Raw genomic sequence first — 13948 nt, 5'->3', positions numbered from 1 at the left:
TCAAAAGCCGGCGACGCCGGACAGGTCGATCTCGGTGATGTGCCAGCGTCCGAGATTGGCGGTGTAGAGCTTGTCGCCCTTGAAGGCGATGTTGGTCGGATGGGCGAGCATTGTTGCCTTCGGGTCCTCGATCAGAAGCTCCAATGCGCCGCCTTCTTTCTGGCGATAGATCCGGCTCGGCTCGTAGCACGAAATATAGAGAGCACCGTCCGGACCGAAGGCGAGACCATCCGGAACATTCATCGGCTCGGAAATCCGGCGGACGGTGCCGGCTGAACCATCGGCGCGGATCTCGACGAGCGAGACGCAAGGCACGTCGCTCTCGACCACGTAGAGTCCGCCGCCATTTTTCGCCAGCAGGCAGCCATTGGCGAAATCCATCGGTGTTTCGCACCAGACGCCGCCCTTCCCGGTGACGAGGTCGAAACGGAAGACGCCCGGACCGACATTGTTGTTGCCGCGGCTGTCGGTGACATAGAGGACGCCCCGCGCCGCATCGACCACCGGATAGTTCGGAACCCCGATGCCCGACGCGGCAAAGCGCGCCATCTCTCCGGAAGCCGCGTCATACCGAAAGATCGCCGCGTGCTTCAGATCGCAGGCGAAGACATTGCCCGCCGGATCGAACGCTATGCCGAGCAGGAAGCCGCCGGTCGAGCCCATCCGGCGTGCCGAGGAACCATCCGCCTCGATACGGATCAGATCCCCGGTCTCCGTGCCGCACCAGACCGAGCCGTCGGGATGGATTGCGACACCTTCGGGATGCGCAATTCGCGGTTCGGAGAAGATGCCGTCGAAGAAGACGCGCGCGGCGGAGATTTCGAGAAGCGGTTTCAGGATGTGGTTCCTCCCAGCTGATCGATGAGCGAGCGATCGGCGGCGAGAATCTCGGCGATCAATCCGCCGCGATCGCGGGCACTGACGAATTCGAGCCGGCGGAGGCCGAGCGGATCGATGCGGTGGCGCAGTATGTCCAGTCCATCGCGGTCCGGCAGCGGCACCTCGCGGCAATCGGCGGCGAAGCGCGGCTCGAAGCCGGTGGCCGCAACGATCGCCTCTCGACTGGCGCCGGGCATGATCTCGGCGACAACCAGTTCCCCCGTTGCTTCGTCGAGTCGGAAGACGCAGAGATCGGTGAAGATCTGTGCCCGGCCCGTTCTATAGCCGGCTAACGATCGTTCGGCCGCGCCGAGAAGGCCGCGGCCCGAACTGGCAAAGTCGACGCGCTCCACCAGCGACAACCGCGAATGGCGCGTGACATAGAGCGCGTAGTCGCGATGCATGTTGGCGACGTCCGCCATGCCGCCCTGCCCCGGCAGGCGCAGCATGCCGCCACTCTTCTTGGTGATCGCCAGATTATTGACTCGGCCGAAGCGATCGATCTGCGCCGCGCCGATGATCTCATGCGTCACCGAGCCGGCCTGATAATAGGTCGAATAGGTATCGTCGCCGCCGGCATGGCCGGCGGCCGTCTCGGCGTCGAGGCTTTCGAGCGCCGAAAGCAGCATCGGCGAGGGCTCGATGTCGATATGGCCGCAGGAGAGCGTGGCCAGCATCATCCCCGGCGCATGCGTCGCCTTGGCGAGACGATAGGCGACATTGGCGAGCGGCGAGACGGCGCCGGCCGAGGCGAAGCTCTCGTCGTCCAGTTCGGCGGCGAGGCGGACGACCAGGATCTCGTCGATCGTCGGCACTTCAGGAGTCGCATGGATCGCGGGGAAGCGTTCCGGCAGCTTCGCCGCACGGATACGGACCGCGCGCTTCAAATGAGGTGGCAGGCCTGTCTCAGGCAGGGCGAGGCAGTCGGCAAGAGGCGCCTCGTCGGCAAAGGCGGCGGCGAGCGCGGCATAGTCGGTCGCATAAAAGGGCAAGCAGGAGGTCGGCCAGGCTCCGCCGGGAACGAGCGCGATTGCGCTGATCTGGTTGCGCGTCAGAACGGTCTGCCGCCCGGCCGCGGCAAGGCCGCCAACCGGCACGATCTCGTCGACGGTGACGAGCACCCTGCGTGCCGCGCCGACCATCGCAAGGTCGAGCGCCCGCGCGCCGATGATCTGGACATTGCCGCTGGCATCGGCGCGCGGCGCGTGCAGCACGACCGTGTCGAGGACGAGCGGCGGGATCGCGCCGATGGGTTCGCCGGCGATCGGATCGTCGACGGCGCGGGCGCCCGGCACCTTCTCCATCATCGCCGAGCCGAGCGGCAGCTGGAAAAGCCCGGCTGGCAGGTTCTGCTGCGCAGCACGAAGCGCCTCGATCATGGCGAGCGCCGTCCAGTCGCGCACCGGGATCTCGCCGGCCTCGGCGACGGCACGAAAACGCGGCGGCAGGCCGAAAATGTCGAGGCTTGAGAAGCAAAGGTCGATCGATCCGACGCAGCCGGCCTCCAGCAGCATTTCGAGCGCCAGCCCGCCAGCCCAGGAGGTGTAGGTGAGATTCGTCTTGTGCAGCGCAGCAATGCTGCGCAGCAAAGCGATCGGCAACCGGGCGAAATGATGCCCGCCGACGCCAAAGCGATCGCCATCCTCGACCATCCCGGCAAGAGTCGGGAGGTCAACGAAGGCGGGGCTGTTGGACTTGGTGAGGTTGTGTCGCGTCATTGGGCAGAAGGACCCTCACCCCTACCCTCTCCCGCCATGCGGGAGAGGGGGCGACAACGATAGATCGTGGAGACTGGGGCGAACGCCATCGGAACTCCCTCGCCAGCTTGCGGGAGAGGGTTGGGGTGAGGGTCTTGCTTTCCGGCGGCGATCATCATCGACGACGCCATCCTCAAATCGCTTCCGCTTCGATGCGGTAGCGCGTCGTGAAGATCTCTCCGGCGGCGAATTCGCGGACCGTGGGCGTGCCCGATCGCGCGATCGGGTTGTCGGCGCGCGCAGTTGCCGGGCCGAGGCCGAAGGGCGAGCAGAGCGGTTCGATGCCGATCGACACCTGCTCGCCGTTCCAGGGGCTGAATTTCCGTCCGCGATTCGAATACCAGAGCAGCAGGCTTGGGAAATGTTCCTTCTGCCAGACGAGGCGGACGCGATAGCCCTCGGCGCGGTTGACGAGCGCACAGCTGCCCTCGATGCCGTTCAGCTGAACCAGTTCCTCGGAATCATCGACGAAGGGAAGACGGGTCGCGTCAAAGGTTCTGCCGCTGCGCAGCGGCACGGCGGCAAGATCGGAGAAACACTGGTCGATGGCGAAGAGCGGCGCGGCCGGCTCGACCGTGCCCGGATAGGTGCGCCCCTCGGCGAAGGCCGCCGGCTCCAGCCGCGCGGCCTGCGCGAGTTTCGGCAGGCGGAAGGTCGGGTGGATGCCGATCGGCAAGCGGCAGGATTCGCGGATATGGATGCTGAAGACGATGTCGACGGCCGGCGCAGCGGGGTCCGGTTCGATCCGCCGCTCGACGCGCTCGATCGGGCTTTCCGGCGGATAGACGAGGCGCAGCGCCAGCGTGCCGTCCTCGCCCTCGTCCCACTCCCATTCGGCATTCGAGGAATGGCCGTGCAGTTCCTCGCCGGGCTCCGGCGTACCGAGCAGAGCCGCCCAGTCTGGCGCGGCATCCGGCACCGGAACAGCGTAGCCGAAGGGCGCGCAGGACCAGTCGCCTCGAAGGCGCCGCAAGATGCCCGGCAATTCCTCCGTCCCGGGCGCCCCGGCCCAGGGCGCTATATGCATCGGGCTTACCTGCCGTCCGTCGGCAAGCACGAAGGTCAGTGGCGCCATCATGGCGCCGAGCCGCTGCACGGTCAGCGCACCATGCGCCCAGCCGAGCCCGCGATAGGAGTCTCCCCGGTCTTCGCTCATTATTGTTTCGCCTTCTCCACGGCCCGCGCGATGCTCTTCGCAGCGAAGTCCCGGACGCGGGCCTGGCCGATGTCGCTGCGATAGAGCGAGCATACCAGTTCACGCTCCAGTTCGAGGCCGAGCGTGCGTTCGCCCGACAGCGCGAAGGCGGTCAGCCGTTTCAACCCTTCGACCGCGTCGGCCGGCTCCGCCGCGATCGTCCGCGCCAGTTCCAGGGCACGCGGCACGAGAGCGGGCGCCTCGACGATCTCGTTGACGAGGCCCAACGCGACAAAATCGGCGGCGGGCAGGATCGCGCCGGTCATCAGCAGGAAATTAGCGCGGTTGCGGCCGAGCTTGTCGACGCTGCGCTGCGTGCCGCCGCCGCCGGGGACGAGGCCGAGCTTGATTTCCGGCAAACCGAATTTGGCAAAGTTCGAGGCGAGCACCAGATCGCAGCAGAGCACCAGTTCGAAGCCGCCGCCGAGAGCGAAACCGTTCACCGCCGCGATGATGGGCTTGGCATTGTCCTCGATCGCCGCATACATCCGCCCGCCAGCCTTCTGGAAGGCATCGAATTCAGGGCCGGTCTGCGCCGCATATTCCTTGATATCGGCGCCGGCCATGAACCCACGTCCCTCGCCGGTGACGACGATCGCGCCGACGTTGCGATCCTCCGAGAGCCGCTCGAACGCCTCGGTGATCTCGGCCTGCATGCGCCGGTTCATGGCGTTGAGCTGGTCGGCGCGGCGGAAGGTGACCAGCGCCACGCGGTCGGCGCGCTCGATCGTCAGCGTCTCGTAATCGTCGGCCATGGCGCTAGACCCGCTCGATCGTCATGTCGCCAGAGGCCTCCAGCGCGTCGATCTCCTCGGCGGCGAACCCGAACTCCGCGAGGATCTCGCGGCCATGCTCGCCGACCATCGGCGCGGGGCGATCGATCGAGGGCGGCGTCTCACTCATGCGGATCGCGGGGGCAACGACCTTGACCGTGCCAGCCTTCGGATGCTCGTAGGACGAGATCATCTTCATGTGCACGACCTGCGCGTCCTCACTCGCCGCGCGGATGTCCTGCACAGGCGCGCACCAGATGTCGACGCCGAGCATGCGCTCCAGCAGATCGTCCATGTCGAACTTCGTCGTCTCGGCGTTGACCTTCTCCCAGACCTCGTCGCGCTTCTTGAAGAGTGTTTCGAGATCGTCATAGCTAGCCAGATGCGGGGCTTCGAGTACGGTATAGAGCGTCTTGAACGGGCTCATGGCGATCGAGACATAGCGCCCGTCGCGCGTCTCATAGACGCCGAAGGGCGCTTGCATGCCTGGATGGCCGATGCCGGAATTCGGCCGCACGAAATCTTCGTCGAGGTTCAGCACGGCGCAATATTCCTGGCCGAGATGGGCGAGCATGCCGGCCATGAGATTGACCTCGATCTTCTGGCCCTTGCCGCTTTTCTCGCGCCAGAGCAACGCGGCGAGGATGCCATAGACCATGTTCATCGCGCCGATCTGATCGGCAAGGCCCGAGCCGGCGGGGATGGGCGGGCCATCGCCACGGCCGGTATTGGTCTGGAGGCCGACGAGGCCCTGGATCAGCATGTCCTGGCCGGGGCGATCCAGATAGGGGCCTTCCTCGCCATAGCCGGAGCCGGCGCAATAGACGATGCGCGGATTGACGGCCTTGAAATCCTCATAGCCATAGCCGAGCCGGTCGAGCACGCCGGGGCGGAAATTCTGCACGACGACATCGGCCTTCTTCGCCATTTCCATGATGATCGAATGGACCTTGCGGCTCTTCAGATTGAGCGCGATCGACCGTTTGTTGCGGTTCCAGGCGAGGAAATTCGGGCTTTCCGAGCCGCCGACCCATTTGGCGAAGAAGGTCATGGAGCGAAACAGATCGCCGGGGCCGGCGCGCTCGATCTTGATCACATCGGCGCCCAAATCGGCGAGCAATTGCGTCGCGAACGGCCCCTGGAGCAGATGGCTGAAATCGAGGATTGTGACGCCGGAGAGGGCCTTTTCCATGGTTCCTGCTTTCGTTGAGTCTGGCGTCAGACGAGGTCCGGCACGAAGCGCGGGGCGGCGGTCAGGCCGCCATCCACCTTGAGATCGATGCCAGTTGTGAATCCGGCTGCGTCGCTCGCCAGATAGATCGCCGCTTCCGCGACTTCTTCCGGTTTTCCGATGCGGCCGATCGGGTGCATCTTGACCCAGGCGCGGGCCACATGCTCGCCGAGATCGGCGATGACCTTCTCGTTCATCGGCGTCGCGATCGTGCCCGGCGAGATCGAATTGAAGCGCACGCCTGCGGGCCCGAACTCGACAGCCATCTGCCGCGTCATCGACAGCACCGCGCCCTTGGCGCCGGCATAGGCGGTCCAGCCATCGAGGCCAACATGGCCCTGCGCCGATGCCATGTTGATCACCGAACCGGATTTCTGGCGGATCATGTGCGGCAGGACGAACTTGCAACCGCGAAAGACCGAGGTGAGGTTGACCGCGATCAGGCGATGCCATTGCGTGTCGGTCATCTCATGGACCGGCATGCCGCCGATCGCGATCGCCGCATTGTTGACGAGCACGTCGATCCGGCCCGTCTCCTCGACGGCCTTCTCGATCAACGCGGCGATATCGCCCTCGACCGCGACGTCGCAATGGACATAGGTGGCGTGGCCGCCGGTGGCGCGGATCGCCTGTGCTGCCGCCTCGCCTTTCGCATCGTCGATATCGGAGAGGAAGACGCGGGCGCCCTCACGCGCCATGCCCGACGCGATGGCATTGCCGATCCCGTCGGCGGCGCCGGTGACGACGGCGGTCTTGCCTTCAAGACGTCCCATGACCCGCCCTCCTATGGCTGGCGCCGCTTCCACTCGTCGAAACCGACGGCGGCGATGATGATGAAGCCGGTGATGACGAGCTGCCATTCGGTGGCGAGATCGAGCATGCCCAGCCCGTTCGACAGAAAGGAGAGGATCAGCACGCCGAGCGCGGCGCCGAACAGCGAGCCGACGCCGCCGGAAAGGCTGACGCCGCCGAGCACCACGGCCGCCACCACCTGGAATTCGAAGCCGATGCCGGCGACATGCACGGCCGAGCCGAGGCGCGAGGCGAGCAATATGCCGGAGACGGTGGCAAGCAGCGAGGAGATGATGAAGCCGGTGAACTTGACCCGCTTCACATCATAGCCGGCGAGGCGCGCCACCTCGGGATTGCCGCCGACGGCATAGACTTTCCGCCCGAAGCTGCGGTGGCGCATCACATAGGCGAAGACGAGCAGCAGGACGAGCGCGATCACCGCCGGCCAGGGCACGACGCCCAGCAGGCGGCCATTGCCGAGCTGGAAGAAACTCTCCAGCGCCACATCGTCCGGGATCGCCTTCTGACCCGTATAGAGATAGACGCCGCCGCGCAGGATGAAGAGCGTGCCGAGCGTCACGATCAGCGAATTGATGCCGAGATAGGCGGCGAGAAAGCCGTTGACGATGCCGATGGCAAGGCCGAGCGCCAGCGCCGCCGCGATGCCGAGCGCCAGCGATTCCGTCGCATTCATCACCGTGATCAGCGGGATCGCCACCGCGGCGACCAGCGAACCGACCGAGACGTCGACCTCGCCCGAGATGAAGACGATCGCGACGCCGATGCCGGCGATCATGGCGAGCGAGGCTTGGCCGAGCACATTGGTCATATTGCGCACGGTCAGGAACGTGTCGGAGGCGAGCGCGAAAAACAGGATCACGGCAAGCAGAGCGACAAGAAGGCCGACCTCGCTGCGGCGGAAGAAGAGGCGGGCGATGCCCGGCGACGAGCCGGCAGCGGAAAGGCTAGGCGATCGCGGCATTCAAGATCCTTTCCTGCGTCGCTTCCTCACGCGAGAAGGTCGCGGTCAGCCGCCCCTCCGCCATGACCGCGATGCGGTCGGAGAGGCCGAGCAGCTCGGGCATTTCCGAGGTCATCATGATGACGGCGAGGCCCTCGCCGGCGAGGCGGTCGATCAGCGCGAAGATCTCCGACTTGGCACCGACATCGATGCCCCGCGTCGGCTCGTCGACGACAATGACCTTGAGGCCCCGCATCAGCCAGCGCGCCAGCAGCACCTTCTGCTGGTTGCCGCCGGAGAGGTTCTTGATCGGCTGGGCGAGGCTCGGCGTCTTGACTCGGAACCGGTCGACGAAGGATTGCACCGCGCTCCGCTCGCGACCCTCGTCGACGAAGCCGGCCTTGGCGAAAGATGAAAGCGCGGCGAGGCTCATATTCTGCTGAACGGGGAGTTCCAGCATCAGCCCTTCGAGCTTGCGGTCCTCGGTCAGGAGGCCGATGCCCAGCGAGACAGCGGTGCGCGTATCGTGCGGCTTCAGGTGAGCGCCGTCGATCGTGATCGTCCCGGTGCGGATCGGGTCATAGCCGACGATCGCTTTGGCAAGCTCGGTGCGCCCGGCACCCATCAGCCCGAAGAAGCCAAGCACCTCGCCGGCCCGCGCCTCGAAGGAGACGTCCTTCAATTTGGCGTCGGTCGAAAGTCCTTCGACCTTCACCGCAACCTTGCCGGTCGCATGCTGGCGCGAGCGCGGAAAGAGGTTTTCGATCCGCCGGCCGATCATGTCCTGGATCAGGCTGTCATTCGTATGTTCGGAGGTCGGCTTGGTCGAGATATGGCGGCCATCGCGCAGCACCGTCACCGTGTCCGAAATCTCGAACACCTCGTCGAGCTTGTGGCTCACATAGAGGACGGCGATGCCGAGCGAGGTCAGGCGCCGGATGACGACGAAGAGCAGTTCGACTTCCTTCGGCGTCAGCGACGAGGTCGGCTCGTCCATGACGACGATCTTTGCCTCATGCGCCAGCGCGCGGGCGATCTCGACCATCTGTTGCTGGCTGACGGGAAGATCGCCGGTCCGCGCCGCCGGATCGACGGCGAAGCCGATGCGGTCGAACAACGCCTTGGCCTCGGTGCGGATGGTCTTCCAGTCGATCGAGCCGCCGGGACGTTTCGGGTATTCCTCGAGGACGATGTTCTCGGCGACGGTGAATTCGGAGATCAGCGCGATTTCCTGGAAGACGACCTTGATGCCCTTCTTCAGCGCATCGCGCGGCGTCTTCAGTTCGGTCTCCTCTCCGGCAATGGCGATCGTGCCGTTGTCCTTTCCATAGACCCCGGCCAGGATCTTGATCAGGGTCGATTTGCCGGCGCCGTTCTCGCCCATCAGCGCATGCACCTTGCCGGGCATCAGCGTCAGGTCGACGCCGTCCAGCGCCACGACGCCGGGGAAGCGCTTGCCGATGCCGCGCATGTCGAGCGCGGGAACATCCAGCGAGATCGCCGGCTTCTGCGACGGTTCAGCGAGCATCGCCGCGCCTCCGCACGAGATCGAGCCAAGTGGCGAGGATGATGACGAGGCCGGGCACGACCATCTGCAGATCCTGGTTCCAGCGCAGGATGATGATCCCGTTGTCGATGACCTTGAGCAGCAGCACGCCGAGCAGAGTTCCCATCAGCGTGCCGCGCCCGCCAGCAAGCGAGGTGCCGCCAAGGATCACCGCGGCGATCACGGTCAGCTCGAAGCCCCGCCCCGCCGTCGGTTGGCCGGCATTCATCAGCGAGGAAAGGATCAGCCCGGCGACGCCGACGAGCAGGCCGGTGATGACGAAGGCGATCAGCTTCAGCCGCTCGGCCCGGAGGCCCGAGAGCCGCGCCGCCTTCAGATTGGCGCCGACGGCATAGAGATAGCGGCCGAACAGCGTGAAGCGCAGCGCGATGAAGCCGATGACGAAGATGACGATCGCCAGGATCACCGGGATCGGGATCGGCCCGACATAGCCGGCGCCGATCGCCGTGAAGGCATCGAGCTGGTGGCCGTTCTGCACGGCTTCGCGCGTATAGAGGAACACACCGCCTTGCAGGATCATCATGGTCGCGATTGTGGCGATCAGCGAGTTGATCCGGAGGCGGGTCACGACGAGGCCGTTGAAGAGCCCGACCGCTCCGGCGAAGGCCAGCGCGGCGATCGTGCCGAGCGCCACCGAATGGGTTCGGTTGGTCACGTCCATCGCGACGCAGCCGGTAAAGGCAAGCGACGCGCCGACCGAGAGATCGACCTCGCCGGCGACGAGCAGCATGGTCATGCCGACAGCGACGATCAGCACCAGCGAACATTGCCTCAGGATCGCGATGGCGTTGTCGGCGGAATAGAATTGCGGCGCCGCCAGCGAGATGGCGAGGCACAGCCCGATCAGCAGGCCGATGAGCACGATCTGACTGTTGTCGGTCAGCGCGCGGAAGGAGACGTCGCGCTTGCGCGCCGGCAGGGTTTCGCTGGTCATAGGGCGGCTCGGAACATTGGGTCTCGTTCAGTGTGGCAAGACGGGCCGCTGCCCCTTTGCCTCTCTCTGAGGGAGAGCTGAAGAAAGGGTCGCTTCGCAATTCGGAAGATTCGCCGGGGACGGCGGGCCGCCCCCGGCAGGAATTGACGGCTTATTTCTTGAGATCGGCCGCCGTCTGCATGCACTTGTCCGGGGCGACGACCTTGTTGACGTTGTCCCAGTTGATGGTGCGGGTGGTGCCTTCGACCGAATAGAACTTCTTCCAGTCCTCGCCATTCATCGGCGTGGTCGGGGAGACGATCCAGGTCGGGACTTCTTCCTTGTTGTAGAGCTTGACGGCGGCGTCCATCGCAGTGAAGCCGACCTTCTCGGGGAACATCGCCGCTTCGATCTTGTAGGACGGCTCCTTCTCGATCGCGTTGATGAAGGCAAGGCCTTCACCGCCGGTGCCGACGACGAGCAGATTGTCCTGCGACTTGCCAGCCGCCTTCCAGGCCTGCAGACCGCCGAGCGACGAACTATCGTTGATGCCGTAGATCACGTTGATGTCGCCGTTCTGGGCGAGCGCCGCGGCCGAGACCTCGAAGGAACGGTCGGGGTTACCGCCACCATCGAGGTCATGGACCATCACCGCGCCGGGGATCTCCGTCTTGATGCCGTCCATGAAGCCCTTGGAACGAAGCACCGTCGCCGAGAGCAGCGGCAGGCCGACATTCATGACATTGGCCTTGCCGCCGAGATGCGCCTTGGCATATTTACCGGCCTCGACACCCGCATGATAGCCGGTGTCATAGTCGCAGATCGCGACCAGTGTCGTCATGCCCTTGACGGGGTTGCCTTCGAGGACGATCGGAACGCCCTCTTCCTTGGCACGGCGCAGCAGCGGCGCGACGGCGTCCTCGTTCACCGGCGTGATGATCAGCACGTCGACGCCCTGCGAGATGAAGTCCTCGGCGGCGGCAACCTGCTTGGCGGCGTCAAGATTGGCGTCCTTGACCTCGACCTCGATGCCAAGCTGCTTGCCGCGGTCCTTCATGCCCTTGATGACGTTCTGGTACCACTCATGCGTCGCATAGTTGACGACGTAGCCAACCTTCTTCGGCATGGTCTCGGCCGCCATGGCCGAGCTGGCCGCCATCACCGCGAAAGCGGATGTGGCGAGAAGACCGATCAGCAGTTTCTTCATGGTGCATTCCTCCCTCTTCTAAAAGCGATCCGCCCCTCCCGGGCGGTCAGGTCTCGACTAGGAACTCTCCGCGCGAACGGCGCGGTTCCTCCCCGCCGCTTCCGGCGCACCGAGCGCGCGCGAAATCTCGTTGGCTGCCGCGCGGGCCGAGGCAAGCACGCTCGCCTTGTCGAAGCGGGCCTGCTTTTGCGGCAGATAGGGAACGGTGAGCGCGGCGACGGTCGCGCCGATATGATCGCGGATCGGCACCGAGATATTGGTGCAGCCTTCGACGGCGAGCGACGCGCGCATCTCATGGCCGAGACGCTCGATCTCGCCGAGGCGAGCGGCGATTTCCTCGCGGCCGGCGCCGGCTTCGCCCGAAGCCAGCACCTCGCTGACGAGTGCCTCGCGCTCGGCCGGCGGCAGCGCCGAAAGCAACACGGCGCCGGAACTCGTCTCCAGCACCGGGAAATGTGAGCCGAGCGCCACCGAATAGCGCATGGGCAGGGGCGAATCGACCTGCAGTACGACGAGCACGGTCGAGCCGCGCAGCACGACGAGATGGCAGCTCTGGTCCGTGCCGCCGACGAGCCCGCGCAACACAGGCAGCGCGGCATCGACGAGGCGATTGACCGGCGGATGCATGTGCGCGAGCTCGAACAGCTTCAGCGACAGGCGGTAGCGGTCAGCCCGGGTGCGGATCAGATAGCCGCGTCCCTCGAGCAGCTGGATGACGCGGTAGATCTCATGGATCGAGCGACCAAGTCCGGCGGAGATTTCGGTCTGCGTCAGATCCTCGTTGCGCGCCGCCATATATTCGAGGATGTCCAGCGCCTTCTCGGCCGCCGGCACCTTGTAGTCGCGCCGCGCCTCGCCCGCGGCGTCAGTGTCCTCGCCTTCGATGGCGAAATCGCCTTCCGCGACGCTCATACCGCCCTCCGTCCGAGTTCGGGCGCTGGCAGGGTCTCGGCATAGCGGCGGTCGAGGAGCTTCGCGAGTTCCTTCGCTGGAAGCCGCCCGGCGATCGCCTCGTGGGCGGGATGGGTCAGGTCGCGGAAGAACGAGATGAAGCCCGGATGGGTTGGCCGGAGATAGGAATTCGTCAGCGTCGCCAGCGTATTGGCAAAGAAATGGCGCGTCGCCTCGTTCGCGGCCGGATCGCGCCATGCGGCGAGCGAGCCGGGCTGCCCCCCGAAGGCCACGTAGTCACCGCGCTGATAATCGGCCGAGCATAGATGCAGCGCATAGGCGATCGCCGCCTCGCGGTGCTTGGAGAACGCGCTGACGCCGATCCCAGCCCCGCCAAGCAGCGCGCCGCGGGAACCTTCGACCGGGATATCCGTAAAGGCGAGACGCGGCGTCTCGGCGCGGGAAGCGTAGTTCACATAGCCGAAGGCGTAGGGGACATAGACGACGTCGTCCTGTGCGACCATGTGGTCATAGCAGCGGATCGGGTTCCACTGGGCAGACATCGGATGGGCGAGCGCCGCAAGTTCGGCCAGCTCGCCGACAATGCGCTCGACCGCCTCTTGCGGCAGGAAGCGGCCGCCCTCACCAATCGCATCACCGGCGCCGGCGGCGAGCGTCAACACCAGGCACATCGCGTCGGTCGGGACGAAGGGAAGGCCAATGCAGCGCCCATCGCGGCGAAGCGCATTGCCAAGCTTGACGATTTCTGCATGGTTTTGCGGCGGGGCATCGGCAAAGGCGGGGAGCAGGTCGGGCCGGTAGGAGGCGACCTGCGCCGCCGCGTCGATCGGCAGGGCCCATTGCCTCGCGTCGGCCTGATAGGAGCGCCAGGAACCGCCGACACTGTCGGCGGCGAAACGCGCGCGCTCCTCGGCGGAAAGATAGGGATCGAACGGCACCATCAGCCCCCCCTCGGCGATGTCGCCGATGAAGGGATGGTCGAAGACGACCAGATCATAATCCTGCAACACGTCTTCGAGCCGGCCCTCGCCGAACTCGTAGAGGCTGCGGCGATCCCACGCGATGTCGAAGCCCGGATGGGCGGCGCGATAGGGCTCGACGCTCGCATCGAGCGGTCCCCAGCAACGTCGGTGATCCCAGGCGAGCCCCCGCAGCGTGGCCGTCATTCCGTCGTCTCCCATCAGCGCCGGATTGCACCAGCTTGAGGAGAACGATAGCCTCATTTTTTACAGATGCAAATTCTTTTCTTATATGCTCGCACCGCAACCCTGAGGCCGGCTGGCATCAAGCGCTACCTGACGTCTTGCGTGACCGCACGGGTCCAGAATCGGCCGGAGCGGCCCGATTCAACGCCACGGCAGCGCGGATCAGCGCCTTGAACGCCGCTTCATCAACTTCCGCGCCCTCCCGAATATCAATGGCCCGCCGTACCTTGCCGTCCACGCTGGAATTGAACAGGCCGGACGGGTCGGCCAGTGATGCGCCCTTCGCGAAGGTGAGCTTCACGACCTTCTTGTAGGTCTCGCCGGTACAGAGGATCCCGCCATGCTCCCAGACTGGGATTCCCCATTTCCATGCCTCGACACCGTCCGGATCGGCCTCACGGATGAGAGCCCGGACACGGGCCAGCATAGCGCCGCGCCAATCGCCGAGTTCGGCGATATGGGCGTCAATGCGGGCGGAGGGGGAGATGCCTGGATCTTCGGGAGTGACAATCGGCATGATGGGCGGCCCTCTTCAGCGGCGACTGGCGGAACCCGA

At 65.5% G+C, this 13948-nt stretch carries 13 protein-coding genes and 1 pseudogene; all 14 read right to left on the bottom strand.

The genetic code is table 11. The annotated features are described in order from the left end of the window. A complete protein-coding gene (locus OSH05_RS12540) occupies positions 1–663 on the bottom strand; it encodes an SMP-30/gluconolactonase/LRE family protein (protein WP_266352296.1) in 663 nt (220 codons plus the stop codon). Between the two features lie 39 nt (positions 664–702). Further along, positions 703–771, bottom strand: a pseudogene (locus OSH05_RS25140) (hypothetical protein); the annotation flags it as partial. A gap of 62 nt (positions 772–833) precedes the next feature. Next, positions 834–2597 carry a CoA-transferase gene (locus OSH05_RS12535; protein ID WP_104219686.1) on the bottom strand — a complete coding sequence of 588 codons (1764 nt, stop codon included), beginning with the start codon at positions 2595–2597 and terminating at the stop codon, positions 834–836. 172 nt (positions 2598–2769) lie between these two features. Further along, positions 2770–3792, bottom strand: a complete 1023-nt coding sequence (locus OSH05_RS12530) for an aldose epimerase family protein (RefSeq protein ID WP_104219685.1) — start codon at positions 3790–3792, stop codon at positions 2770–2772. Further along, a complete protein-coding gene (locus OSH05_RS12525; protein WP_104219684.1) occupies positions 3792–4586 on the bottom strand; it encodes an enoyl-CoA hydratase/isomerase family protein in 795 nt (264 codons plus the stop codon). The genes OSH05_RS12530 and OSH05_RS12525 overlap by 1 nt, the downstream gene beginning before the upstream one ends. A gap of 4 nt (positions 4587–4590) precedes the next feature. After that, complete coding sequence (locus OSH05_RS12520; protein ID WP_104219683.1) at positions 4591–5796, bottom strand: CaiB/BaiF CoA transferase family protein; 1206 nt, start codon at positions 5794–5796, stop codon at positions 4591–4593. A gap of 26 nt (positions 5797–5822) precedes the next feature. Beyond that, positions 5823–6608, bottom strand: a complete 786-nt coding sequence (locus tag OSH05_RS12515; RefSeq protein ID WP_104219682.1) for an SDR family NAD(P)-dependent oxidoreductase — start codon at positions 6606–6608, stop codon at positions 5823–5825. Positions 6609–6619: 11 nt separating this feature from the next. Beyond that, a complete protein-coding gene (locus OSH05_RS12510) occupies positions 6620–7609 on the bottom strand; it encodes an ABC transporter permease (RefSeq protein WP_104219681.1) in 990 nt (329 codons plus the stop codon). Then, a complete protein-coding gene (locus OSH05_RS12505; RefSeq protein ID WP_104219680.1) occupies positions 7593–9116 on the bottom strand; it encodes a sugar ABC transporter ATP-binding protein in 1524 nt (507 codons plus the stop codon). Before OSH05_RS12505 ends, OSH05_RS12510 begins: the two co-directional genes overlap by 17 nt. Beyond that, positions 9106–10089: an ABC transporter permease gene (locus tag OSH05_RS12500; protein ID WP_104219679.1), complete on the bottom strand. Its 984-nt coding sequence runs from the start codon at positions 10087–10089 to the stop codon at positions 9106–9108. Before OSH05_RS12500 ends, OSH05_RS12505 begins: the two co-directional genes overlap by 11 nt. A 151-nt stretch (positions 10090–10240) precedes the next feature. After that, positions 10241–11275 (bottom strand): sugar ABC transporter substrate-binding protein, encoded by a 1035-nt coding sequence (locus OSH05_RS12495; protein ID WP_104219678.1) that lies wholly within the window; start codon positions 11273–11275, stop codon positions 10241–10243. A gap of 57 nt (positions 11276–11332) precedes the next feature. Beyond that, a complete protein-coding gene (locus OSH05_RS12490; RefSeq protein ID WP_104219677.1) occupies positions 11333–12187 on the bottom strand; it encodes an IclR family transcriptional regulator in 855 nt (284 codons plus the stop codon). Continuing rightward, positions 12184–13353 (bottom strand): extracellular solute-binding protein, encoded by a 1170-nt coding sequence (locus OSH05_RS12485; RefSeq protein ID WP_104219676.1) that lies wholly within the window; start codon positions 13351–13353, stop codon positions 12184–12186. Before OSH05_RS12485 ends, OSH05_RS12490 begins: the two co-directional genes overlap by 4 nt. Before the next feature lie 118 nt (positions 13354–13471). Then, positions 13472–13909, bottom strand: coding sequence for a DUF1801 domain-containing protein (locus tag OSH05_RS12480; protein WP_104219675.1), 438 nt, complete (start codon positions 13907–13909; stop codon positions 13472–13474). Between the last annotated feature and the right edge of the window lie 39 nt (positions 13910–13948).

The sequence above is a fragment of the Kaistia algarum genome, from assembly GCF_026343945.1.
Taxonomy (GTDB): Bacteria; Pseudomonadota; Alphaproteobacteria; order Rhizobiales; family Kaistiaceae; genus Kaistia; species Kaistia algarum.
The sequence above is the reverse complement of the archived record's forward strand: the minus strand, read 5'-3'. Positions and strand labels throughout refer to the sequence as shown.

What these genes read in the sequence shown, in the direction of transcription:
- OSH05_RS12540 (WP_266352296.1), bottom strand. Translation starts at nt 663, where the DNA reads ATGGGCTCGACCGGCGGCTTCCTGCTCGGCATAGCGTTCGATCCGGCG.
- OSH05_RS12535 (WP_104219686.1), bottom strand. Translation starts at nt 2,597, where the DNA reads ATGACGCGACACAACCTCACCAAGTCCAACAGCCCCGCCTTCGTTGAC.
- OSH05_RS12530 (WP_104219685.1), bottom strand. Translation starts at nt 3,792, where the DNA reads ATGAGCGAAGACCGGGGAGACTCCTATCGCGGGCTCGGCTGGGCGCAT.
- OSH05_RS12525 (WP_104219684.1), bottom strand. Translation starts at nt 4,586, where the DNA reads ATGGCCGACGATTACGAGACGCTGACGATCGAGCGCGCCGACCGCGTG.
- OSH05_RS12520 (WP_104219683.1), bottom strand. Translation starts at nt 5,796, where the DNA reads ATGGAAAAGGCCCTCTCCGGCGTCACAATCCTCGATTTCAGCCATCTG.
- OSH05_RS12515 (WP_104219682.1), bottom strand. Translation starts at nt 6,608, where the DNA reads ATGGGACGTCTTGAAGGCAAGACCGCCGTCGTCACCGGCGCCGCCGAC.
- OSH05_RS12510 (WP_104219681.1), bottom strand. Translation starts at nt 7,609, where the DNA reads ATGCCGCGATCGCCTAGCCTTTCCGCTGCCGGCTCGTCGCCGGGCATC.
- OSH05_RS12505 (WP_104219680.1), bottom strand. Translation starts at nt 9,116, where the DNA reads ATGCTCGCTGAACCGTCGCAGAAGCCGGCGATCTCGCTGGATGTTCCC.
- OSH05_RS12500 (WP_104219679.1), bottom strand. Translation starts at nt 10,089, where the DNA reads ATGACCAGCGAAACCCTGCCGGCGCGCAAGCGCGACGTCTCCTTCCGC.
- OSH05_RS12495 (WP_104219678.1), bottom strand. Translation starts at nt 11,275, where the DNA reads ATGAAGAAACTGCTGATCGGTCTTCTCGCCACATCCGCTTTCGCGGTG.
- OSH05_RS12490 (WP_104219677.1), bottom strand. Translation starts at nt 12,187, where the DNA reads ATGAGCGTCGCGGAAGGCGATTTCGCCATCGAAGGCGAGGACACTGAC.
- OSH05_RS12485 (WP_104219676.1), bottom strand. Translation starts at nt 13,353, where the DNA reads ATGACGGCCACGCTGCGGGGGCTCGCCTGGGATCACCGACGTTGCTGG.
- OSH05_RS12480 (WP_104219675.1), bottom strand. Translation starts at nt 13,909, where the DNA reads ATGCCGATTGTCACTCCCGAAGATCCAGGCATCTCCCCCTCCGCCCGC.